This window comes from Leptolyngbya sp. UWPOB_LEPTO1 (assembly GCF_017302695.1).
GTDB classification, from domain to species: domain Bacteria; phylum Cyanobacteriota; class Cyanobacteriia; order Leptolyngbyales; family Leptolyngbyaceae; genus Leptolyngbya; species Leptolyngbya boryana.
In genome coordinates, this window is sequence record NZ_JAFLCJ010000023.1 from 15035 (window position 1) to 37498 (window position 22464).

A 22464-nucleotide genomic window follows, 5' to 3' on the forward strand; every position below is an offset into this window, starting at 1 on the left:
CTATTCAATAAATCCAATCACACGGACTTTTGCATTAGGAATCTGAGCATACTGTTTTGATTTTTCCTCAATTTCTTGCAGTTGCCCAAGCGCAAGCCCACAGGGTCTTCCGTATTTTGCTTTGACGCGATCGCTGGCAATATTCAAGGCAGTGCGCGATCGCTCAACAAAATCGTCTAGCGCGTAATCTGTGTTGGGACTAAAGTACTCTTTAACAATCAGCGAGGGAGAATAGCAAGAATCTTGTGTTCCGTCAGACCAACGGATTTGAAACCGGATTTCAGGCATAAAGTAAAGTTTGGTAGTGGTGAATATGTTGCTGAGCGGAAATTTCCCAAGTGTATTGGGAGAGAACCGATTGGCTCTGAGCGACTAGAGAATCGGCAGAATCAAACACGGAACACATTGCTGAGGCAATCGCATCAACTGAGTAAGGATCAACGAGTAGCGCTTGCGTTTCGTTGAGAAATTCAGTAAACGGCGGCTGTTTGGAAGTAATTACAGGAATTTTACTAGCGATCGCTTCTAAAATGACTAAGCCCCAACCTTCTTTTACAGATGGAAATACAAAAACATCGGCGCTCTGGTAGAGCTTGGGTAGGTCAGAATCAGCAACTACGCCAAGTAGTACCAGTGAGTCTTTTAGATTGAGAGATTCGGCGATCGCAAAGAATTCATCTCGATACTCTTGATAGTCAAATAAAGTCGCTCCCCCTGCAATCACCAATTGCGCTTGAGGAAATTGAATCAGAACTTTCTGAAAAGCTTGCAAGAGACGGATAGAGTTTTTTCGAGGTTCAATGCCGCCAACGGTCAGATAGATGGGATGACCTGAAAAATCAAAGAAATGATTTTGAGCCGAAAATCGTTTGAGGTTTACGCCATTGATCACACGTGGAGCATCGATTTGATACTGTTCTTGAAGTTCAGACTTCCAGCGATCGCTGACACAAAAGCACAGAGAAGCTTCTCGAATCGATCGATCCTGACAGTGTTGCAAATAAATACTTTGATAGTCTTCAATATGATGCACTGTGCGAACAAAATGCAGGATATGTCCTTGTTCTCGCAAAATTGCTAGCGCATTTGCACTCAAACAATCTTGAGCATGGTAGCAGTCAAACTGCTGCGGAAACTGATTGAAGTAATTGACAAATTCTTGAATCCGTTGAGCAATCAGTTGGTCAATTTCCGATGGAGCAGGATGGGCTGGAATCAATTTCACCTGGCAAGAGAGCGGATAATCAAATCCCTTGCCATCTTTATCCAGCGCAAACACACAAACAGAATGTCCTAAATCATGCAAAGCTTCTGCAAGCTCTAAGGTATGAATGACACTTCCTCGCGGTTTGGTTGAGTAAGTCAGGAGTGCGATTTTCATGGTGCAAACCCTGTCAGTCCCTGCTTAGAGAGATCCCAGAATTCGATCGATTCACCATACGATCGTAGAATCAACTGCGGATTCGCCTGAATCTCTCCAACAACTTCACAGACTAAATCCTGTTCTCGAAATAAAGCTTGCACCTGCTGAACGAGAGGAGGCGCAATACTCAATAAAAAGCCATAGCTTGGGAAATGCACTAACCACTCGTGCAATGCAAGCTCATTCGGGCAGGGAACTTGTTCAAGATTGAGAATCGCTCCACAGTTAGAAGTCTCTAACAACATAATCAGCGTTCCAATAATGCCGCCCATACTGATATCTTTGCCTGCCTTGCAAAGCCCAGTTTCAGCTAGTTTTGGCAAAATCGACAAGTTCTTTCGCAGTTGAGCTGGATCAGCATTAGTTGCAGCATTCCAGAAGGGATAGTTGGGATAAGGTTGACCCCGAAGATCAGTAGCAACTAATAATAAATCTCCAGGTTGAGCATCAAAGCTAGTAATCACACGATTTGCGCGTCCCAGAATTGCGACAGATAATGCTGTATAAGAACTATGGCAGTTTGTGTGTCCGCCAACAATGGGGACATTGTAAGCCGCAGATGCAGCTCTCATTCCTTCCCAGATTGCATCCGTATTCTGCCCAGTTTTGCTCCAAATCGTATCGACAACCGCGATCGGGGTTCCTCCCATGGCATAGATATCACTCACATTCACCATGACTGCCGACCAGCCCGCAAACCAAGGCTCCTGCTCGACAAATTGCGGCAACATTCCCTCAGCTGCAAAGAGAAGATAGCCATCGCCATCGCGAATTGCTGCGCAATCATCCCCTAATCGAATTTTTGCATTGCTCCAGTCAGATTTCAACGCATTCGCCGCAGTTTGAATATCTTGCTTTTGCAGCAACCCCAAAGAGCGATGAAGTTGGTCAGCCAGAGATGACAGCATCAAGATGCCTCCCGAACCTCAAGAATTGGGCGCGGTTCAGTTCCGGGCGGATAGAAATCGAGGTCAGCTTCCATCAAATGGTGAGGTCGATCGCAGATCATCAGTTCTTTTTGCGATCGCCAATGTAATCTTTGAAAGAATCGCACATTTTGAAGCTGAACGGTGGCTAAGAATTGCTGACAGCCCCAAGTATTTGCAGTGGTAACTGCTTTGTAGATGAGACCTTTGCCAATCTGCCAGCCTTTTCGATAGTCTGGATGCGTGCCTAATCTGCCACCGTACCAGATGCCAGGTTCGATTTCGTAGATTCTCACAACACCGACAACTTGAGCCTGATCAACGGCAATAATCGGATAGGAAATTCGATCAAGTTCGTCTACATCATCTTCAAATAGCTGTTGTTCTTCTGTAAAAATTAATCGACGCAGATCGAAGTAAGCTTGAACTTCTCTCGCTGATTGAGCAAGTTTAAACTGATAGGACATAGGTTAGGATTCAAAATTCGACAGCTAAGACTCAAAATTTGATAGCTAGGAACTTGCGATTAATAAAGTCCTAAGCTCCGATTCTGCCTCGCCCTCGATTAAAATCGGGGCTAATAGAGAAAAGTCCACTGAAGGGACTGGAACACTCTCAGGCTGGCTGTTTTAGTCCCTTTAGTGGACTTCGTTTTGTTAGCCCCGATTTTAATCGAGGGCGGAATCGCAACGCAGCGAAAAAATGTTTTCTGGTACACGATTAACAAACTATTCCCCTAAGACTCAAAATTGGATAAAGCAGAGCAAGCTCCACATTTTGCACAGCCTGCTTTCATCTCAGTTGCAGAGAAGTCTGATTGCTGGATCATTGCTCCAACTTGCTGATACAAAGCCAGCATAAAGTCACGATCTGGAGCAGCATGTCCTTCTAAAGGCGTGCCTGTAATCGGAACAAACGGCACAACAAACGGATAAACACCGAGACGAATTAAGCGATCGCACATTTCAATCAAAGTCTCTAAGCTATCACCGAGTCCTGCAAGCAAGTAAGTGCTAACTTGACCCCGACCAAACACTTTGACGGATGCCTCAAAAGCTTTGTAATAGTAATCTAGTGGCACAGAAGCTTTGCCCGGCATGATTTTTGCTCGCACTTCTGGATCAGCCGCTTCTAAGTGCATTCCTAAGCTATCCACTCCAGCCGTTTTCATCCGATCGAACCAAGCAAAATCATCCGGTGGCTCACATTGAGCTTGAATGGGAAGATTTACTTTTGCTTTGATGGCGGCTGCACATTCTGTCAGGTAAGCTGAACCGCGATCGCTCGTATTTGGTGTTCCGGTCGTCATCACCATGTGTTTCACGTGATCGAGCCGAACTGCCGCTTCTGCAACTTCTGCAAGTTGCGCTGGCGTTTTACGAGCAATAGTTTTCCCTGCCGCTAAAGATTGCCCGATCGCGCAAAACTGACAAGCTGTAGCCGCATCGCTGTATCGCATACAGGTCTGCAAAACTGTGGTTGCAAGGACATCGTGACTATGAAGTAACGCAATCTTCCAGTAAGGAATCCCGTCTTCTGTGGTGAGGTTGTAGAACTTGGGTTGCTTAGGAAAACTAATCGGGGCGATCGCTTCTCCATTTAGTTCTAAAACTTGAGCCGTTTGATTAGTGCTATAGGGAGAACTTGCAGCAGGTGTATTGTAAATCGGAACCATAATGGTTGTTCCTTCGATCGTCACTGCTTTGTGATCTGAAGGTCCTGCTCCACCTTGTCGCCCTGATGCACCGATTTGAGAGTCAATCAGCTTCAATCCATGTGATTGTAAGTCCGTAATGAGTTGTTGCTTATTCATTGAGGTTAGGGATTAAAAACTGTTCTGCTGGCTGCACTTCGAGCGACTCCTTTAGCACCGTTTGAGTATCAAAATTTGCCTGCAACTGAAGGAGATCAGGACGAGCATAATGCCCCACAGAATCCATCATGCGCTTGCGCTTCGTAATCAGCGAGAAATCGAGATCCGCGATCGCAATTCCTTCTCCTTCTAAAATCGGTGGACAAAGATGACTACCTTCGGGACTAATAATTGCGGTATTACAACCACCTGTTAGAACCTTCTGAAGCTTCTCATCGCTCGTAATTTGTGCAACTTGCTCAGGCGAGAGCCAACCTGTCGCATTCACAACAAAGCAGCCTGCTTCTAAAGCATGATGGCGAATGGTAACTTCGATTTGATCCGTAAAAATTTGCCCAACCATTGAGCCTGGAAACTGTGAACAGTGAATTTGCTCATGCTGTGCCATCAGGGCATAGCGCGCGAGTGGATTGTAATGCTCCCAACAGGCAAGCACTCCAAGCTTCCCGATCGCAGTGTCGATCGCTTTTAGTCCCGCACCGTCTCCCTGTCCCCAAACCATGCGCTCATGGTAAGTTGGCGTAATTTTGCGGCGTTTCAAAACCAAGGTTCCATTCGCATCAAAAACAAGCTGAGTGTTATAGAGCGATCCGTTGTCTCGCTCGTTCACTCCCACAACGACAACGACACCATAGGATCGAGCAGCACGAGCGATCGCATCTGTAACTGGACTAGGAACAATCACAGCTTCTTCGTACAACCGCATGTGTTCTTTGCCCATTAGCACTGGAGGCTGAATGAACGAGAAGTAAGGATAGTACGGAATAAAGGTTTCTGGAAAGACAACGAGCTGCGCGCCTGATTTGGCAGCGGACGCGATCGCGTCTAAAACCTTCTCGGTTGTCCCATCACGGCTAAACAGGACTGGACTAATTTGTACGGCTGCCGCTCGAACAATGTGAGCATCTGTCATTGTGGGAGAGGTAAGTGAAAATTAGACTTGCAATCGGAGATTTTCGGAGCTTTTAAAGTGTCCAGGTATCGAGGATAAATGCACCATCTTTGCGATGCATCAGAACGAGATCCAAGACATCCAATGGATTAATTGGTCGAATTCCAGGAATTAAAGAAGGTTCACCATGACCATAGAGCGCTTGCAATGCAAAGCGACATGCATAAACTTTGCCACCTTCTGCCATGAATTTGCTCAGTTGATCATTGAAGTTCTGGTGTCCCGGAAAAGCAGAATCTCCGAGTTTCGGGAAGCCGCGTTGTACCCCCAAAGTTACACCAGGCCCATAGAGCAAAATCGAAGTTTCAAAGCCTTTTCTGAGTAATCGAGTAGCTTGAAGCAAGTTCACAAACCCGATCGAGCCTTCAAAAGCAACGGTGTGAAACGTGACTAAAGCTTTCTCGCCAGGTTCCGCTTTGACATCTGGAAAAACTTTTTCTTCGTAGTCTACAAAGAAATCGCCAGTTTGATGTGCGGGAGCTGTAACCTCTGGCATAGCGATCTCCTTAAATTTGATAGATGAGCTTGCTGCAAGATTAGTGGGGATTGGTTACTAACTTTTGTAGTGCTGGCTACTAGAACTAGAACACTGATCATAAAACTAGGGAGCTTGATCGAAGGGTTACACAGCTAGCAAAACCCAAAAACTGACCTATCTAAATCAACAGGTCATGATCCGAGTAAAAACTCATTCACAACACTCCAAGCACTATCTTGTGAGACTTTCTTTCTTGCAGCAATATAATCTGCAAGATACTGAGCATCTCTTGCAATGCCTGAAAATCGTCCAGAACCCCAGGTATAGAGCCAAGGTAAGCCGAGGAAGTACAAGCCCCAAATCTGCGTTACGCCGCGCTCATGTCCTGGATAGCCTTTGCCATCAAACACTGGAACTTCCACCCAGCGAAAATCAGATTGATATCCGGTACACCACACGATCGCTTCAATGTCAGCAGCATTCAGCGTTAACTCTTCTGAGTCTGGCTCCCATACAGGTTGGTAAGGTGGCTCGATTGGAGCATCAATCTGGTTCTTTTCAATGAATTGATCGACGGTTCGCTTAATACTTTCGGCAACTGCATCGGCATGATCTAGGTTCTGTTTGAGATTGTTCTCAAACTCGATCGTGCTGCCATTGACATCTTTCAATCTGCCATAGAGCTTCATTCCTTCTCGCGCAAAGTGCCGCAAGTCAATTTCTCGTCCGCCATCGCGACCTGTAACATAGTGATTTGCTTTACTTCTGACCGATTCTTTTTGAGGATGATCGTCGATCGAGAGATCGTAGTACCCCATCTGATCTAACCAATCCACGATATCTTTACCGCGATACAGCCGAGGCGATCGCGGAGCACTTCCGACAGCAAGATGGACTTTTTTACCTGCAAGATGCAAATCTTCAGCAATTTGACAGCCGGATTGTCCAGTTCCTACGACTAGAATTCGATCAGGCAAAAAGTCTGGACTTTTGTATTCAGATGCATGGATCTGGACGATCTCTGATGGAAATCGTTCAGAGAGACGTGGAATTTTAGGTCGATGGTAGCTTCCCGCGGCGATGACAACTTGATCGGCTGTGTAATCGCCAATTGAAGTTGTTAGCTCAAATCGATCGTCATTTTTGATAATCTTCAAGACTTCAACGCCTTCTCGAATCGGTGGATCGAATGAAGCAGCATAGCTCTTGATGTAATCGACGATCGCATCTTTTTGCATAAATCCGCGCGGATCGTCGCCTGCATAAGGAAAGCCTGGGAGCCGACATTGCCAGTTTGGAGTCACTAAGCAGAAAGTATCCCAGCGTTTGGCTTGCCACGCATGAGCGATCTTATGTTTCTCGAAAATCAGATGCTCAATATTCTTCTGCTTCAGGCAATAGCTCATCGATAAGCCTGATTGCCCTCCGCCAACAATAATGACTGGATAATGGCTTTGCATTGAAAACTCCACGAGCGCATTTTTAGGCAGCGTAAAGCGCGATGTAGAGGAGCGTTGTAGTTTTCACTACCGGAAGGATGAGTCTAGCTGTAAAGAGAGTCAGCGCGATCGCACATCACGTCTCCCTCTCACTATCGATAGCTCATCAGATTTTACGCATCGGATTCATGAACTTGAGCATCAACGATTCTCGATTCACCGCTAAACCGCGTAGTCAAAATCATCGGCTAAAGTCGCCGCTTCTAAAAATTCAACTAGCCACTCTTTCACCTGATAGGTCGCTCGACAGTCGTCTTCGTTGTACATCACGATCGAGTCTAAATAACTGCGATCGCCCGTTGCTAACCACTGAGCATACCAATAGATCGACTGTGCCCCATTTGCCGTCGAATCGCGCCAATCAAACCCAACCCATCGCGCAATATGTTTCAGCGCATAGCTCTCAACCGGAAGCGTCACGGTCTGTGTGACGTAATCATGCAAATCGATGAATCGCGTCAGCAACGGTTTCACCAACTCATCAGGCGTCTCAAAGACTTTACCCAATCGCTCCATCGTCTGTACTTCATAGGGGCAAAAATGAAAAATGGGCGCATTCGGATACGCCCACATTAAATCCAACAATTTTTGCCACACTATCGCTTCTTCTTCTGGTTTCTCTGCAAGCAGGGGATGGAACGTTTCCGTCTGCTGGAGACGATCGACGACCAACACGCCATGCAAGTACACCAGATTCAAACTTGGCTCAGCTTCGATATCAAAATAAAGCTCGATCGCAGCCGTGGGAATCGTTGGCATCACAAACGGTCGTTTTCCTACCGTATGTGCGGCTAAACTTTCACCTAAGAGCGCCACATTCTGCAAAGTTGCTCGCGCTTGTCTGACCAACTTGCGCGCCGTCTCGCTGCCAAATCCAGGTAACGGTTCTAACTGATTTGCAGGAATTTCAGCTAGAGCTTCTAAGGTCGTAATATTTAACGCTTGTAATTGTGCATAACGCGATTGAGTCACACCGGGAAGCAGCGATAAATGATTGTCGGATTTGGCGATCGCATAACAATGACTGAACCAATGGCATAAACTACATCGACTGCGAGAAATAAACACTTCCGGTTCTTCTTCGCCTGTCACCGCTTCAATACAACTGGTCAGAATCGTTTCCATTCGCGGAATGATTTCCCACAAATCCACCGCAAACGCGCCCCGTTCTTTCAAAATCAACCAAGCTTCCTCGACCCAAGCTCCTTGCACCGCAGCCAGCACCTTCACAAAGTACGCCACGATAATTTGATATTCCTGCTTCGGACGCTTGCTGAGTTTGATCTCAGTCGGAACATAAATCCAATCGCCAAAAATGGATTGTCCCGGTCGTTTGACTAATAAATCTGGATTCGCAACCAGCGTTACATTTCCTTCTTCTGCTAGCAGAATCGGCTGATAAATTCTTTCTACACCCGCCCGCATCAACTTCAAGGTTTCTTCCGCACCTTTTTGCCAATCTCCACTTTTATAAGTCGGTTGGCGATGTTCTTGATCTTCGGTTGCGAGGACTTGTCGGCGATTTTCTGCACTGTCTTGAATCAGTTTCAGCAGATAATCATTGGGCGGATCTTTTTGCTCAGCATCTCCATATCGATCGAGGAATGCTCGACGACTACAGCGTTGATAATTGAGCAGGAGATCAGCAGTAATAAACATGCCTATAAATTAACAAAAATTAGGCGGTCTGCGGGATCGTGTCTTCATCGTCAGATTACGCTCGATCGTCTTTCTCAATCACAATTTCTTAACAATTAGACATAGATCTAACTTATTCTAACAATCTGACTTTAAGCGGAAACTAAATGTAAATTAAGCTACGTTTTTTCAAAATGTCGGTTTTTCGTAAAAAAGAGATGCCCAGCTCAGGCATCTCTTGATCAAGTTGAAGTGAAAATTAAGAGCGACTATGCACGGTCAACAACATCTTTCGCTGCGTCTTTCACATCTTCTTTAGCGTTGCGCGCGCCAGCTTCGGCTTGTTTCGCTTTGCCTTCCATCTTGTCGGCTGGGTCGTTGGTGATGTTGCCTACAGCTTCTTGAACTTTACCTTCAACGTTCTTCGCAGCTGCCTTCGCTCTTTCTTCTAAACTCATGATCATTCTCCTTAGAAATTTGTTGATAAATCAGTCGATAGCGCTATCGATATGTATCGAATTTAACGATTTTTCTTAATTTTTGAGTCTGGCTAGAGTTGGATTGTTGCGTGATCAATTTCTCCCTCGATCGATAGAGAAGTGCCGCCACTGCCGGAAAAGAAACCGCTAAAATTGAATAGAACCCCAGTGAATTCACAATGCCAGAATTTAACATTCACACTCCCTTTGAGCCGACTGGCGACCAGCCCAAAGCGATCGCACAACTGGTCAAAAGTATTCAGGCAGGCAATCGTTATCAAACCCTGCTCGGCGCGACTGGAACCGGAAAAACGCACACGATCGCGAGAACGATCGAGAAAATTGGCAAACCGACCTTACTCCTAGCTCACAACAAAACGCTGGCAGCCCAACTGTGTAATGAATTGCGCGAATTCTTTCCAAATAATGCAGTTGAGTATTTCATCAGCTATTACGATTACTATCAGCCTGAAGCTTATATTCCGGTCAGCGATACTTACATTGAGAAAACCGCTTCGATTAACGAAGAAATTGATATGTTGCGGCACTCGGCAACGCGATCGCTGTTTGAACGTCGCGATGTGATTGTAGTAGCTTCAATTAGCTGTATTTACGGGTTAGGGATTGCTTCGGAATACTTGAATGCGTCGATTCCATTGCGAGTCGGAGAAGAGATCAATCAACGGCAAGTCTTACGGGATCTCGCGTCTGTGCAATATTCTCGCAATGATCTCGATCTGGGTCGGGGCAAATTCCGAGTCAAAGGGGATGTTCTAGAAATTGGACCAGCTTACGAAGATCGCATTATTCGAGTCGAGTTTTTCGGCGATGAAATCGATGCGATTCGCTATATCGATCCGGTAACAGGTGCGACTTTGCAAAGTATGGACGCAGTGAGTATTTATCCGGCGCGTCACTTTGTCACACCCGAAGACCGATTACAACAAGCTTGCGATGACATTGAGCTAGAGCTAAAACAGCGTTTAGTTGAGCTTGAGACTGAAGGAAAATTACTAGAAGCTCAACGCTTAGAACAACGCACGCGCTACGATTTGGAAGTTTTGCGAGAGGTGGGATTTTGCAATGGCGTTGAAAACTATTCGAGACATCTAGCAGGACGCAATCCTGGCGATCCGCCGGAATGTTTGCTGAACTACTTTCCGGATGATTGGTTACTTGCGATCGATGAATCTCACGTGACCATTCCGCAAATTCGAGGCATGTACAACGGTGACCAAGCGCGGAAGAAAGTGCTAATCGATCACGGATTCCGACTGCCGAGTGCGGCAGATAATCGCCCATTGAAAGCAGAGGAGTTTTGGGCAAAGGTGAATCAGTGTGTGTTCATTTCTGCGACTCCGGGCGATTGGGAACTCGAAATTTCAGAAGATCGTGTGGTTGAACAAGTGATTCGACCGACGGGCGTGCTTGATCCTGAAGTCTTTGTTCGCCCGACTCAAGGGCAGGTCGATGATCTGCTGCATGAGATCAAAATTCGAGTTGAGAAACGAGAACGCACGCTCATCACAACGCTGACGAAGCGAATGGCAGAAGATTTGACCGAGTATTTTCAAGAGCGCGGCATTCGAGTTAGATATTTGCATTCGGAGATTACGTCGATCGAGCGCATCGAAATTCTGCAAGACCTGCGAGAAGGCACATTTGATGTGCTGATTGGGGTGAACTTACTGCGGGAAGGATTAGATTTACCAGAAGTTTCGCTGGTTGCGATTCTAGATGCGGATAAGGAAGGGTTCTTGCGAGCGAAGCGATCGCTGATTCAAACGATGGGACGTGCTGCTCGACATGTAGAAGGAAAAGCCATTCTGTATGCGGATAATTTAACCGATAGCATGGCAGGTGCGATTAGCGAAACGGAGCGACGACGAGCTATCCAGATGGAATACAACGAAAAACATGGCATTGTTCCGAAGCCGATTATCAAGAAATCGAACAATGCGATTTTGGCATTCCTGGAAGTGTCGCGCCGTTTGAATGCTCAAGAGTTGGATCAAGTCTACGAGCAAGCAGATGAGATTCCTTTAGAAGATATTCCGACGCTGATTACTCAGCTTGAGGTGCAGATGAAGGAAGCAGCGAAAAAGATGGAGTTTGAGGAAGCAGCAAAATATCGCGACAAGATCAAACACTTGCGAGACAAGCTGTTGGGCAATCGAGCGTAATCGAGTAGAAGTCGGATTTTTCTCAAAGAATCCGACTTTTTGAGATTGAATTCACCCACTCATTCGGCAAAATCTACGACTTCAATCAAAAGATGGTAGGCTATTTGAACTACTTCTCAACGATAGTCTGTGGTCAAAAAAGCTGATATTGGTAGTAAACGTCTCATTAGTCTGGCACCGACTGCCTGGGTGCAATGGGTAACTAGCAACCCGATGTGATTGCTCAAGGAATCCTCGGATCTGACTTTCAGTGGGTCAGTCGAGAAAACGATGTTTTGGTAAAAGCTTACAGTCCCACGCAGGGAGAGTTTCTAATTCTCAATGAGTTGCAGTTGCGCTACAACGACAAGTTGCCCGTGCGAATGCGAGCGTATGCAGCTCTAGCTGAAGAGAAGTACAGCCTCCCGACCTATCCAGTCTTAATCAACATCTTGCCCCCTGCATCTACAGTCACGATTCTCAATCGCTACGAATCAAATTTCATGGGGCTAGCGGTGCGGCAAGATTACCACGTGATTAACCTATGGGAAGTCGAAGCGACGATCGTATTTGAGCAATCGTTGAACGCACTTTTGCCGTTTGTCCCCGTGCTGAAGAATGGTGGAGAGACGACTGTGGTACAACGTGCCTTAAATCAATTGCGCAGGGACGAGCAATTAGTAGAATTGGAATCACTGCTGGCATTTTTTGCTAGTTTTGTGATGAGTAGTGAAGTTGTGCGGCAAATCATGAGGTGGGATATGGCAGTACTGCGAGAGTCACCCTGGTATCAGGAGATTTTACGAGAAGGAGAACAGCGGGAGCGATCGCTGATCTTAAAACAACTCACTCGTCGAGTTGGTGCTCCTTCACCAGAACTCACTGCTCAAGTTGAAGCATTGTCGATCGAGCAATTGGAAGCGTTAGGCGAAGCCTTGTTAGACTTCACCCAGAGCGAGGATTTGACAGCTTGGTTAGACCATAACGTCTAAGAGGATATTTTGAAGGTATAAAAAGATCCTTTTAGAGATGGCTAGAATTCTCATAATTTCTAGCCATCTCCGGATTGCTCTTACTTACGATAGCTTCTCGTTAGCGCATCCAATTTCGTTAACTCTTCCGGTTCCATCGTCCAGCCCATTGCTCCTGCATTTTGTTCTGCCTGACTTGCCGTTTTTGCACCCGGAATTGGAATCACATTGCCCTGAGCAATTAACCAATTCAACGCCACCTGAGCCGGAGTGCGATCGTACTTTTTCCCAATCTCCGTTAACTGCTCAATCACGGGCATCAGTTTCTCTAACCCCTGCCGACTAAATTTTGGATCAAGCTTTCTCGCGCCTGTCACTGTATCTGAATTCTCCGGCTTATATTTGCCAGTCAGTAACCCTTGAGCAAGTGGACTATACGCCAAAATTGTTACGCCTAACTCTTTCGCCGTCTCAAAAATCCCATTTGCCTCAATCTCGCGATTCAGCAGCGAATATCGGACTTGATTCACAGCAAGCGGCACTCCCTTCGCTGCAAGATACCCCTGTGCCTCTCGCATCTGATCTGCTGAATAATTGCTCACGCCGATCGCTTGAATCCGTCCGCGATCGACTTCTGCGGCTAACGCTTCCATCAGCGTTTTTTTACTCATAAAAAAGTCAAACGGCATATGCACTTGATATAGCGCGATCGAATCTACGCCCAATCGCTGCAAACTTGCTGTCACCGCATCATGCACCGCATCCGCACTGAATCGCCACGGCAGCGGCATATACTTGGTCGCAATTTGAATCGGCTGCGGATTTTGCCGCATAAACTGACCGATAAACTGCTCAGACTTTCCCAATCCGTAAATTTCAGCCGTATCAAAAAACGTCGCACCCGCAGCGATCGCTTGATCAAATGCCTGTTTTAGATCTGCTTCTCCATACTCTTTGCCAAAGCTCCAGAACAACGAATCGCCCCACGCCCAAGTCCCAATACACAGGGGTGGAACCTTCAAATCCGTTTTGCCGAGCGTCATCAATGTTTCCATGCAGATCTCACTTCGCGTTTGTAACGTTATTTTAAGTTTAATAATTGATTTCAATTCTGACATTCGCCTTTAGAACGACCTATCGACTTGCCGTAAGCTAATGAATATCAATTCACAGCGTTAGATATTGTTATGGAAGCGGTAAAAACACCTCCTAAAATCAAGCTTTTCACGATGTTTCAACTTGGGTTGTACCAGATGGGACTCGGCATGATGTCCGTGCTGACCTTGGGGGTTTTGAACCGCATCATGATTAAAGAACTGGCAATTCCAGCAACCCTCGCAGCCAGCGCGATCGCAGTTCATCAATTCATGGCTCCGGCGCGATTATGGTTTGGGCAATTGTCTGATGCGAAGCCGATCGCAGGCTATCACCGCACAGGCTACGTTTGGATTGCTTCAGGACTGTTTGCGATCGCTGCCTTTCTCGCGGTTCAAGTCATGTGGCAATTGGGTGCAAGTTTGCAAGCGGTCGGATGGGCAACCCCGACTTACATTTGGCTTGTCGTGTTGGGATTAGTGTTTGCACTGTATGGATTGACGTTGAGTGCAGGCTCCACGCCTTTTGCCGCCTTGCTGGTCGATGTGTCCGAGGAAGACAATCGATCGAGACTCGTCGGGGTCGTTTGGTCAATGTTGATGGTTGGAATTGTCTTGGGTGCAATTCTGAGTTCTCGATTGTTACCGACTGAAGGCAGTATTCCACTCGAACAGTTGCGTCCAGCCGTCGATCGCTTATTTGTGATCATTCCAGGCATTGTTTGCGGGCTTTGTATCTTAGCAACGTTGGGAGTTGAGAAAAAGTATTCGCACTTTGCAACGCGATCGCAAGACAACGATCGCGAAGATCAAATTACATTGGGTCGTGCAGTCCGCGTGTTAACCGCTTCTCCACAAACAGGATTATTTTTCTCTTTCTTGCTCTTGATGACGATTAGCTTATTCATGCAAGACGCAGTGATGGAATCGTATGGTGGGCAAGTGTTCAAGATGTCGGTGTCCGAGACGACTCGATTAAATGCGTTTTGGGGTACGGGAACCTTGGTTGGCATTAGTAGTGCTGGCTTTGCGATCGTGCCACGGTTAGGGAAAACCAGAACTGCAAAGCTCGGCTGTGTGCTCGTTGCGGCTTGTATGACGTTGCTCATCTTTGCGGGCTTTATGGCAAATCCAAAGCTTTTGCAAAGCGGATTGTTCTTATTTGGGCTAGCTTCCGGCGTGACCACAACTGGGGCATTGAGTTTGATGCTTGATCTCACAGCAGTTGAAACGGCGGGAACATTCATTGGTGCTTGGGGTTTGGCGCAGGCGTTGGCGAGAGCGTTAGCAACGGTTATGGGTGGGGGTGCTTTGGATTTAGGAAAAGCCATTTTCCCGAATTTGACCTTGGCTTATGCGCTTGTGTTTGGGCTGCAAGCGATCGGCATGTTGATCGCCGTGACCTTACTCAATCGTGTCGATGTGAAAGCGTTTCATTTGAAGACGAAAGCCGCAATCTCGACAATTTTGCAAGGAGAGTTAGATTAGAAGATGTATTTTTATTAAGTTTTGTTGCTTATGACCCGTCGAACTCTCATCCTTGGATTTTTCAGTAGTGTGCTGGCGATCGTTGCCAGCCTGAGCTTCACTTTTCCAGCGTTTGCCATGGGGGGAGTGCTCCCTGAGATTAATAAACCTGCACCCGAATTTACCTTGCCGAGCAATTCTGACGCAGGCATGGTTTCGCTCTCAGACTACCGTGGTCAATGGGTTGTGGCATATTTTTACCCGGCTGACTTTACACCGGGCTGTACATTAGAGGCGCGAAAATTTCAGGAAGATTTGCCGAAATATCGCGATCGCAATACGCAAGTGTTGGGGATTAGTGCAGATGATGTGAATTCTCACAGTGACTTTTGTGATTCTGAAGGGTTGAAATTCCCGTTATTGGCAGATGAGAAAGGCACAATCAGCAAGGCGTATGGGTCTTGGATCGGAGTTCGATCGGCGCGGCACACCTTCATTATTGACCCTGAAGGAATTTTGCGGGCGACGTTTACAGGGGTGAATCCGATCGTCCATAGTCGTGAAGTACTGGCGACATTGGCAGAGCTTCAGTAGTTTGTTCAAAACGATCACATAGAGCTTAGACCTCCGAGGTTTCCAAATCTTTGGAGGTCTAATTTTGTCTGAGCGATCGCCCAAATAAAACTCAATCTCATCCTTGCTAAAATGAAGCCGAGTTACACCTCATTCCATACAATGAACTCCCAAACTACACCGCGCCAACAACTGATTGAAGCGATTTCTGATCTGAGCGATCGTCAAGTGATTCTTCTGCTCCAGTGGGTCGAAACTCTACAGAAAACCCCCCCTCTTCCGCTGAACGATCCCACAACAGTTGACCCTCTAATTGAATTTGTCGGCTCAAATACCCACGGTCATCTTGCAAGCTCGATCGATGACACACTCTATGGTTAATTCCATTTTGATCGATACTTGGGGATGGTTAACCTCAAACGATGCTGGAGAACGGCGACACCAACAAGTTGCAACTCTCTATCGCACTCTACTTAAACAAAAAACACTGATCTACACAACAACGTTCGTCCTAGACGAAACCTTTACCTTATTTTTTAAGCGCCTCAATGCCTATCAAGCACAGAAAGCAATGCTTCAACTTTCTGCCGCATTCTCTACCGACCAATTTCAACTGATTCAGATAGATGAAACGCGCTTTTCCCAAGCCCAAACCCTACGCCTGAAGTATCTCGATAAACCACAGATTTCTTTCACGGATCTCACTTCAATGGCAGTGATGCAGGAGTTTGGCATTCTTCACGTCCTCACTGAAGATGCACATTTTATTCAAGTCGGGCTGGAATTTCAACGATTACCAGCACAATCATAAGTAGTGATAGAACATTTATCAGCGTTTCTGAGAATCGCTCCGAGGCGACAGAACCGTTTTATCCCAGAGTGAGAAATCGATTAAGAAATTCAGATCAATTAAAATGAGACTCATTCTCACTGTATGATGAAATTCGTCTTTTCATCGGTTGGAGTGTCTCTCATGAGAAGGAAATCGACGATCGCTTGTGCTACCTCTCTACTCATCTTTGGACTGCTCACAAGTTGTACACAGTCCGCCCCGCCTCCCCAAACGACTGGAGATGTCCAGTCTTCCCCTGCTGCGAATTCTGAGAAGAAATTGCGCGTCGTCGCCACTTTTCTCCCGGTTTATCTCTTCACCAAAGCCGTTGCAGGCGATGCGGCACAAGTTGATATCCTGCTCAAACCTGGAACCGAGGTGCATGAATATCAATCTACTCCGGCTGATGTCAAAGCCTTGAGCGAAACCGATGTCGTCGTCAAAAACGGCTTAGGCATGGAAGAATTTCTCGACGACACCATCAAAAGCGCACAAAACACTAAACTCAAAGTGATCGATGCCAGCAAAGGGATTACCCCGATCGGCGAAACCTCGCAAGTCGTCAAAACAGGGCAAGAAGCGGGACATGATCACGACCATAGCGACGGCAATCCGCACGTCTGGCTCGATCCCGTACTTGCCAAACAGCAAGTCACCACGATTCGAGACGGGCTGATCGCCGCCGATCCTAAAAATAAATCGAAATACGAAGCCAATGCAGCCGCTTATCTGCAACAATTAGCAGCACTCAATACTGAATTTGAACAAACATTAAAACCCTTTCAAGACCGTACCTTTATCACGTTTCACGATGCCTTTCCCTACTTGGCAAAACGGTATGACCTCAAACAAGTTGCGGTGGTTGAAATTCCTGAAGATCAACTCTCTCCAGCCGATGTGCAAGCAACAGTCGATGCAGTCAAACAATTTCAGGCGAAAGCCTTATTCAGTGAACCAGGGGTCGATAACAAATTATTGAATAGTCTTTCTAATGATCTCAAAGTGACGTTACGCCCTCTAGATTCTCTAGAAGCGGGAGAAACTGACCCTCAGTACTATCTCACAGCAATGCGATCGAATTTGCAAACTCTCACACAAGCCTTCAAGTGATTGATTCTATTTTGAAAGTCGAAGGACTGACGGTACAACGGGGACGATACACTGCGATCGAAAATATTTCGTTTGAAATTCCGGCGGGCAGTCTCAGTGCGATCGTGGGTCCGAACGGCTCTGGAAAAAGTACGTTAGTCCAAGCCATTCTGGACTTACTTCCCAAATCCACGGGCACGGTCGAAATTTTCGGTCGTCCGATTCGACGCTTGGGAAATTTGCGATCGCAGATTGGCTATATGCCTCAAAATTTCATCTTCGATCGCAGCTTTCCGATTTCTGTTGAAGAATTAGTCGCATTGGGATACACGGGAAAAGGGCAGAAACGCACTGCCGTAGCAACTGCATTACGTCGAGTGAATGCATTGCATTTACATCATCAAGCGATCGGAACGCTGAGCGGCGGCGAATTGAAGCGGGTTTTACTGGCATATTGTTTAGTCAGTCCTCGAAAATTGCTGATTCTGGATGAAGCTTTTGCAGAAGTGGATGTGCAGGGCGAGGCGGAATTTTATCAATTTCTGCACGAGCTTCAGCAAGAAGAACGTTGGACAGTGCTGCAAGTGTCGCATGATCTAGACATGGTGAATCGGCACTGCGATTATGTTCTGTGTCTGAATCGATCGCTCGTTTGCACAGGCAAGCCAGAGGTCGCTCTATCCCGCGATAATTTGCTACAAACTTATGGATCTGCCTTTAGCCGTTACCGACATCAGCACTAATTTGATCAATCTCGTGCAATATCCCTTTATGCAGCGCGCGATCGTTGCCGGGGTACTGATGGGATTGTTGTGTGGTTTTTTAGGCAGCTTTGTGGCACTGCGGCAGTTGTCTTTCTTTTCTCATGCGGTGGGTCATGCAGCACTCGTTGGAATCGCGATCGGCGTTTTGTTGCAAATTGATCCAAACTGGACGCTGTTACCATTCACGTTACTGTTTGGGGTAGCAGTGCTGTATTTGATTGATCAAACCAATCTTTGGAGCGATAGTGTTCTGAATATTGTACTGTCGGGAGCTTTAGCGATCGGGGTGATTCTGACGACGTTTATTCAAGGCTATCGGGGCAATCTGATGGGCGTGCTGTTCGGAGATATTCTGGCAGTCAATTGGGCAGATATCACACTGACAGGATTGCTACTGATTGTGAGTGTGACGATCTTGATGGCGACGTTGAAACAGCAGATTCTTTTAACGTTGAATCAGGCAGTTGCTAAGGTACAAGGTGTTTCGGTACAGTTTCATCGTTATTTATTTGTGGTGCTGTTGTCGTTGACGGTAGCAGTAGCGATTAAAGCGATCGGGATTTTGCTAGTCAATGCGTTTCTTGTCATTCCAGCTTCGACTGCGAAATTGATCAGCCATCGATTTAACCCCTATTTGGCAGGGTCAGTTGCGATCGGAGCACTGAGCAGCATTGCCGGAATGCTAGTATCAGGCGCTTTCAATTTTCCTTCAGGTCCAAGCATTGTTCTGGTTCAGTTTTGTTTATTTATCGTAGTGTTTGTCGCTACGAAATCATTGGAACTCTGGCGGAGCAGAACTAAATTCAATAAGGCTTAAAGCTGCACGAGAGAGCCGCACGAGCGCGAGCGCGCCGCACGAGGTTGAAACCCCGTGCTCGTCGGACAAAGTCTCTGAAGAGACTGCATTTCCAAGCCAATGGCTGAGTTCGGGAGTCCCTTCAGGGAGTTCGCACGATTAGCACCGGGTTTTGAATCCGGTGCGGGATAGAAACGCAGTCTAGATAACCCTCACAAGTTCCTCAACTTCTTTGCCTACAACTAAGAAGAATATCGGTTCTGCATCGCTCACCCCTCACCTCCTATGAACATCTCCCTCGCTCAACCAACCACTCGGCAATCTGCTCCTGCGATTTTTCATGTCGAAGGGATTAGCAAGGTGTATCGCATGGGAGAAGTTGAAGTACATGCTTTACGATCGCTGAATCTTGATCTCTATGAAAGTGAATTTGTAGTCCTGCTTGGCCCTTCTGGCAGTGGTAAATCCACGTTACTGAATATTTTAGGCGGCTTAGATATTCCCTCGGGTGGGCATTTTTACTTTCGCAATCAGGATTTAACCAATGCGAATGATGCAGTTTTAACTCGATTTCGCCGAAATTCGGTCGGGTTTATCTTTCAGTTTTACAATCTGATTCCGAGCCTGACCGCACGCGAAAATGTAGCACTCGTGACTGAGATTGCTCGACATCCGATGAAACCGGAACAAGCATTGGAATTAGTCGGACTCAGCGATCGACTCGATCATTTCCCGGCTCAGCTATCCGGCGGAGAGCAACAACGCGTTGCCATTGCTAGAGCGATCGCTAAACGTCCTGAAGTTTTACTCTGCGATGAGCCGACGGGTGCATTGGATTTCCAAACTGGAAAGATTGTTTTAGAAGCATTAGCGCAAGTCAATCAAGAGCTAGGCACAACTACGGCTGTGATTACTCACAATGCTGGAATTGCAGGCATGGCAGATCGAGTGATTACGATGCGCAGCGGCGAAATTACAAACATTCAGCACAACGAACACAAGTTAGCCCCCTCGGCATTGGAGTGGTGATGAAAGCACTCAATTACAAACTGGTGCGAGATTTGTGGAAACTGCGCGGGCAGGTGATTGCGATCGCATTAGTCGTCGCCTGTGGGATTGCAATTTTTATTGCCATGATTAGTGCTTATCAATCACTCGCATCATCGCAATCTGCTTACTATCAGCAATATCGACTTGCCCAAGTTTTTGCTCAACTCAAACGTGCGCCAGAGCCTCTCATCGAGCAAATTCAAGCAATTCCAGGAGTTGCCCAGGTTCAATCTAGAGTCGTGGTGGATGTCACGCTGGATGTGCCCGGACAGAAAGAACCAGCAATTGGGCGACTCGTGTCTGTACCAGAGCAACCGATACCCATGCTCAATGATTTATTTATTCGTCAAGGACGGTATCTAGAACCTGGACGAGCCGAAGAAGTCTTAGTCAGTGAGGCATTTGCTAACGCAAATCACCTGAAAATGGGCGATCGTGTTGGAGCAATTATCAATGGTCGATGGCAACAGCTTAGCATTGTCGGAATTGCACTTTCACCCGAATATGTGTACGAAATTCGAGCGGGGGATGTGCTGCCTGACAATCAACGGTTCGGCGTATTTTGGATGGGCAGAAAAGCTTTAGGCACTGCGTTTAACCTTGATGGCGCATTTAATGATCTAGCCCTCTCTCTGAGTCCTCAGACGAATCCAGAAGCTGTGATTTTTCAGCTCGATCAATTGCTCAAGCCTTATGGAGGATTTGGAGCGTATGAGCAAGCAGATCAGATCTCGACTAAGTTTGTGACTGACGAGATCACTCAACTCAGATCTCACGCGATGATTGTTCCAAGTATTTTCTTGGCGATCGCTGCTTTTTTACTCCACATTCTGCTATCTCGGTTGATTGGAACACAGCGCGATCAAATTGCGATTCTCAAAGCTTTTGGATATAGCAACTGGAGTGTGGGATGGCATTTTCTAAAATTAGTCTTAGTCATTGTGTTTTTAGGTGGCGCGATCGGCACAGGGGTTGGACTCTGGATGGGTTCAGGAATGCTGAAAATGTACACGCAGTACTATCATTTTCCGAATTTGAACTATCAGATTAGTCTAGGATTAGTGTTAGGTGCGATCGCGATTAGTGCGAGTGCGGCGATCATTGGGGCATTTGTTGCAGTTCGACATGCCGTTTCGCTGCCGCCAGCCGAAGCTATGCGTCCAGAGCCTCCGGCTCATTTCCGGCGAACATTGATGGAAAGATTGGGATTACAGAGCTTTCTCTCGCCTGTAGGACGGATTATTCTACGGAATTTAGAGCGGAAGCCGATTCAAGCACTGTTGTCGATCGTAGGAATTGCTTTAGCGATCGCCATGTTAATTGTTGGGCGCTATTCTCAAGATGCGATTAGCTATCTGATCGATGTGCAATTCCGCTTAATGCAGCGTGAAGATGTCACGATTATTTTCAATGAGCCACGTTCTGCATCCGTGCGGTATGAAGTCGATCATTTACCAGGTGTGCTTTACTCTGAACCGTTTCGCATCGTTGCTGTTCGATTTCGTAATCAGCAATATACGCACCAGCTCGGTATTCAAGGATTAGTCGAAAACGGGCAATTGCACCAACTTGTGGATCAACAACTCAATCCCATTCCATTACCGATAGACGGAATTTTACTAACAGCCAAACTCGGAGAAAAGCTGCATATCCGAACCGGAGAAACGCTAACTGTCGAAGTGCTAGAAGGCGATCGCCCGACTCGGTATGTCAAAGTTGCAGGGCTGGTTGATGATTTAGTCGGCTTATCTGCCTATATGGAACGACGGGCATTGAATCGATTGATGCAGGAAGGGGAGACGAGTTCTGGCGCGTATCTCGCAGTCGATGCGGCTCAACTGGATCGATTGTACGCATTACTCAAGCAAACGCCCGCGATCGCGTCAGTGAACCTTCGCAAAACCACGATTGAGCGATTTCAGAAAACGATCGCGGATACGCGACAGATCATGAATGCCGTTGAAATCGTCTTTGCTTGCATTATTGCGTTTGGTGTCGTTTACAATGCGGCTCGAATTGCCTTATCCGAACGCAGTCGAGAACTTGCAACTCTGCGCATTATTGGCTTCTCACGCGTTCAAATTGCGGTCGTTCTACTCGGAGAACAGGCAGCATTAACGATCGCAGCAATTCCCGTTGGCTTTTTAGTTGGCTATGGATTAGTTGTCCTGCTGTCGATCGCCTACAACACCGAACTTTATCGACTTCCGCCAATTGTAACGAGTGCGAGCTATGCCTTTGCCGTGATTGTTGTGACCAGCGCGGCATTCATTTCAGGATTAATCGTGCGGCGGAAGCTAGATCATCTGGATTTAGTTGCAGTGCTGAAAACGCGCGAGTAGTCCTCACAACTTCCTCAAACTTCTTCTTTACTCTGGAAACGTCAGTGTTGGTAGAT

General features: G+C 46.7%; 22 protein-coding genes. 11 read left to right on the plus strand and 11 right to left on the minus strand.

The window, feature by feature from the left end:
• The 10 genes from J0L70_RS25800 to J0L70_RS25845 form a co-directional block, all read right to left on the minus strand.
• Window positions 1-288 (minus strand): MSMEG_0570 family nitrogen starvation response protein, encoded by a 288-nt coding sequence (locus J0L70_RS25800; protein ID WP_017288325.1) that lies wholly within the window; start codon window positions 286-288, stop codon window positions 1-3.
• The gene (locus tag J0L70_RS25805) at window positions 281-1381 is read right to left on the minus strand and encodes an MSMEG_0565 family glycosyltransferase (RefSeq protein WP_287456401.1); all 1101 of its coding nucleotides are present in this window, start codon (window positions 1379-1381) and stop codon (window positions 281-283) included. Before J0L70_RS25805 ends, J0L70_RS25800 begins: the two co-directional genes overlap by 8 nt.
• Window positions 1378-2331, minus strand: a complete 954-nt coding sequence (locus J0L70_RS25810) for a sll0787 family AIR synthase-like protein (protein ID WP_287456402.1) — start codon at window positions 2329-2331, stop codon at window positions 1378-1380. Before J0L70_RS25810 ends, J0L70_RS25805 begins: the two co-directional genes overlap by 4 nt.
• Window positions 2331-2816, minus strand: a complete 486-nt coding sequence (locus tag J0L70_RS25815) for an MSMEG_0567/Sll0786 family nitrogen starvation N-acetyltransferase (protein ID WP_190649264.1) — start codon at window positions 2814-2816, stop codon at window positions 2331-2333. The genes J0L70_RS25810 and J0L70_RS25815 overlap by 1 nt, the downstream gene beginning before the upstream one ends.
• Window positions 2817-3085: 269 nt before the next feature.
• Window positions 3086-4162 carry an MSMEG_0568 family radical SAM protein gene (locus J0L70_RS25820; RefSeq protein WP_017288321.1) on the minus strand — a complete coding sequence of 359 codons (1077 nt, stop codon included), beginning with the start codon at window positions 4160-4162 and terminating at the stop codon, window positions 3086-3088.
• Complete coding sequence (locus J0L70_RS25825; RefSeq protein WP_287456403.1) at window positions 4155-5135, minus strand: Nit6803 family nitrilase; 981 nt, start codon at window positions 5133-5135, stop codon at window positions 4155-4157. Before J0L70_RS25825 ends, J0L70_RS25820 begins: the two co-directional genes overlap by 8 nt.
• A 52-nt stretch (window positions 5136-5187) precedes the next feature.
• Window positions 5188-5670 carry an MSMEG_0572/Sll0783 family nitrogen starvation response protein gene (locus J0L70_RS25830; RefSeq protein WP_017288319.1) on the minus strand — a complete coding sequence of 161 codons (483 nt, stop codon included), beginning with the start codon at window positions 5668-5670 and terminating at the stop codon, window positions 5188-5190.
• Between the two features lie 173 nt (window positions 5671-5843).
• The gene (locus J0L70_RS25835) at window positions 5844-7112 is read right to left on the minus strand and encodes an MSMEG_0569 family flavin-dependent oxidoreductase (protein WP_287456404.1); all 1269 of its coding nucleotides are present in this window, start codon (window positions 7110-7112) and stop codon (window positions 5844-5846) included.
• A 201-nt stretch (window positions 7113-7313) separates the two neighbouring features.
• Window positions 7314-8810, minus strand: coding sequence for a TM0106 family RecB-like putative nuclease (locus J0L70_RS25840; protein ID WP_287456405.1), 1497 nt, complete (start codon window positions 8808-8810; stop codon window positions 7314-7316).
• A 248-nt stretch (window positions 8811-9058) separates the two neighbouring features.
• Window positions 9059-9247: a CsbD family protein gene (locus J0L70_RS25845; RefSeq protein WP_026148649.1), complete on the minus strand. Its 189-nt coding sequence runs from the start codon at window positions 9245-9247 to the stop codon at window positions 9059-9061.
• Between the two features lie 200 nt (window positions 9248-9447).
• Between J0L70_RS25845 and uvrB the strand changes: the two genes are divergently transcribed.
• Both uvrB and J0L70_RS25855 read left to right on the plus strand, forming a co-directional pair.
• Window positions 9448-11451: an excinuclease ABC subunit UvrB gene (uvrB, locus tag J0L70_RS25850; protein WP_287456406.1), complete on the plus strand. Its 2004-nt coding sequence runs from the start codon at window positions 9448-9450 to the stop codon at window positions 11449-11451.
• Window positions 11452-11666: 215 nt separating this feature from the next.
• Window positions 11667-12422 (plus strand): DUF4351 domain-containing protein, encoded by a 756-nt coding sequence (locus J0L70_RS25855; protein ID WP_287456407.1) that lies wholly within the window; start codon window positions 11667-11669, stop codon window positions 12420-12422.
• Window positions 12423-12502: 80 nt separating this feature from the next.
• On the opposite strand, the gene J0L70_RS25860 is transcribed toward J0L70_RS25855, so the two are convergent.
• Window positions 12503-13456, minus strand: coding sequence for an aldo/keto reductase (locus J0L70_RS25860; RefSeq protein WP_287456408.1), 954 nt, complete (start codon window positions 13454-13456; stop codon window positions 12503-12505).
• A 132-nt stretch (window positions 13457-13588) separates the two neighbouring features.
• On the opposite strand from J0L70_RS25860, the gene J0L70_RS25865 reads away from it, so the two are divergent.
• From J0L70_RS25865 to J0L70_RS25905, 9 genes are all read left to right on the plus strand, one after another.
• Window positions 13589-14983 carry a BCD family MFS transporter gene (locus J0L70_RS25865; protein ID WP_287456409.1) on the plus strand — a complete coding sequence of 465 codons (1395 nt, stop codon included), beginning with the start codon at window positions 13589-13591 and terminating at the stop codon, window positions 14981-14983.
• 30 nt (window positions 14984-15013) lie between these two features.
• Window positions 15014-15556 carry a peroxiredoxin gene (locus J0L70_RS25870; RefSeq protein WP_017288311.1) on the plus strand — a complete coding sequence of 181 codons (543 nt, stop codon included), beginning with the start codon at window positions 15014-15016 and terminating at the stop codon, window positions 15554-15556.
• 141 nt (window positions 15557-15697) lie between these two features.
• Window positions 15698-15916 (plus strand): hypothetical protein, encoded by a 219-nt coding sequence (locus tag J0L70_RS25875; RefSeq protein ID WP_017288310.1) that lies wholly within the window; start codon window positions 15698-15700, stop codon window positions 15914-15916.
• Window positions 15909-16346 carry a type II toxin-antitoxin system VapC family toxin gene (locus J0L70_RS25880; RefSeq protein ID WP_287456410.1) on the plus strand — a complete coding sequence of 146 codons (438 nt, stop codon included), beginning with the start codon at window positions 15909-15911 and terminating at the stop codon, window positions 16344-16346. The genes J0L70_RS25875 and J0L70_RS25880 overlap by 8 nt, the downstream gene beginning before the upstream one ends.
• Window positions 16347-16508: 162 nt before the next feature.
• The gene (locus J0L70_RS25885; protein WP_036045906.1) at window positions 16509-17477 is read left to right on the plus strand and encodes a metal ABC transporter solute-binding protein, Zn/Mn family; all 969 of its coding nucleotides are present in this window, start codon (window positions 16509-16511) and stop codon (window positions 17475-17477) included.
• The gene (locus tag J0L70_RS25890) at window positions 17474-18199 is read left to right on the plus strand and encodes a metal ABC transporter ATP-binding protein (RefSeq protein WP_017288307.1); all 726 of its coding nucleotides are present in this window, start codon (window positions 17474-17476) and stop codon (window positions 18197-18199) included. The genes J0L70_RS25885 and J0L70_RS25890 overlap by 4 nt, the downstream gene beginning before the upstream one ends.
• Complete coding sequence (locus J0L70_RS25895) at window positions 18162-19037, plus strand: metal ABC transporter permease (protein WP_017288306.1); 876 nt, start codon at window positions 18162-18164, stop codon at window positions 19035-19037. The genes J0L70_RS25890 and J0L70_RS25895 overlap by 38 nt, the downstream gene beginning before the upstream one ends.
• 264 nt (window positions 19038-19301) lie before the next feature.
• The gene (locus tag J0L70_RS25900) at window positions 19302-20045 is read left to right on the plus strand and encodes an ABC transporter ATP-binding protein (protein WP_287456411.1); all 744 of its coding nucleotides are present in this window, start codon (window positions 19302-19304) and stop codon (window positions 20043-20045) included.
• On the plus strand, window positions 20045-22408 hold the full coding sequence (locus tag J0L70_RS25905) for an ABC transporter permease (protein WP_287456412.1): 2364 nt from the start codon (window positions 20045-20047) through the stop codon (window positions 22406-22408). Before J0L70_RS25900 ends, J0L70_RS25905 begins: the two co-directional genes overlap by 1 nt.
• Window positions 22409-22464: the final 56 nt, after the last annotated feature.

Bases quoted from the DNA above. Each gene is read 5' to 3' on its own strand.
- J0L70_RS25800 (WP_017288325.1), bottom strand. From the start codon at position 288: ATGCCTGAAATCCGGTTTCAAATCCGTTGGTCTGACGGAACACAAGAT.
- J0L70_RS25805 (WP_287456401.1), bottom strand. From the start codon at position 1,381: ATGAAAATCGCACTCCTGACTTACTCAACCAAACCGCGAGGAAGTGTC.
- J0L70_RS25810 (WP_287456402.1), bottom strand. From the start codon at position 2,331: ATGCTGTCATCTCTGGCTGACCAACTTCATCGCTCTTTGGGGTTGCTG.
- J0L70_RS25815 (WP_190649264.1), bottom strand. From the start codon at position 2,816: ATGTCCTATCAGTTTAAACTTGCTCAATCAGCGAGAGAAGTTCAAGCT.
- J0L70_RS25820 (WP_017288321.1), bottom strand. From the start codon at position 4,162: ATGAATAAGCAACAACTCATTACGGACTTACAATCACATGGATTGAAG.
- J0L70_RS25825 (WP_287456403.1), bottom strand. From the start codon at position 5,135: ATGACAGATGCTCACATTGTTCGAGCGGCAGCCGTACAAATTAGTCCA.
- J0L70_RS25830 (WP_017288319.1), bottom strand. From the start codon at position 5,670: ATGCCAGAGGTTACAGCTCCCGCACATCAAACTGGCGATTTCTTTGTA.
- J0L70_RS25835 (WP_287456404.1), bottom strand. From the start codon at position 7,112: ATGCAAAGCCATTATCCAGTCATTATTGTTGGCGGAGGGCAATCAGGC.
- J0L70_RS25840 (WP_287456405.1), bottom strand. From the start codon at position 8,810: ATGTTTATTACTGCTGATCTCCTGCTCAATTATCAACGCTGTAGTCGT.
- J0L70_RS25845 (WP_026148649.1), bottom strand. From the start codon at position 9,247: ATGAGTTTAGAAGAAAGAGCGAAGGCAGCTGCGAAGAACGTTGAAGGT.
- uvrB (WP_287456406.1), top strand. From the start codon at position 9,448: ATGCCAGAATTTAACATTCACACTCCCTTTGAGCCGACTGGCGACCAG.
- J0L70_RS25860 (WP_287456408.1), bottom strand. From the start codon at position 13,456: ATGGAAACATTGATGACGCTCGGCAAAACGGATTTGAAGGTTCCACCC.
- J0L70_RS25865 (WP_287456409.1), top strand. From the start codon at position 13,589: ATGGAAGCGGTAAAAACACCTCCTAAAATCAAGCTTTTCACGATGTTT.
- J0L70_RS25870 (WP_017288311.1), top strand. From the start codon at position 15,014: ATGACCCGTCGAACTCTCATCCTTGGATTTTTCAGTAGTGTGCTGGCG.
- J0L70_RS25875 (WP_017288310.1), top strand. From the start codon at position 15,698: ATGAACTCCCAAACTACACCGCGCCAACAACTGATTGAAGCGATTTCT.
- J0L70_RS25880 (WP_287456410.1), top strand. From the start codon at position 15,909: ATGGTTAATTCCATTTTGATCGATACTTGGGGATGGTTAACCTCAAAC.
- J0L70_RS25885 (WP_036045906.1), top strand. From the start codon at position 16,509: ATGAGAAGGAAATCGACGATCGCTTGTGCTACCTCTCTACTCATCTTT.
- J0L70_RS25895 (WP_017288306.1), top strand. From the start codon at position 18,162: ATGGATCTGCCTTTAGCCGTTACCGACATCAGCACTAATTTGATCAAT.
- J0L70_RS25900 (WP_287456411.1), top strand. From the start codon at position 19,302: ATGAACATCTCCCTCGCTCAACCAACCACTCGGCAATCTGCTCCTGCG.
- J0L70_RS25905 (WP_287456412.1), top strand. From the start codon at position 20,045: ATGAAAGCACTCAATTACAAACTGGTGCGAGATTTGTGGAAACTGCGC.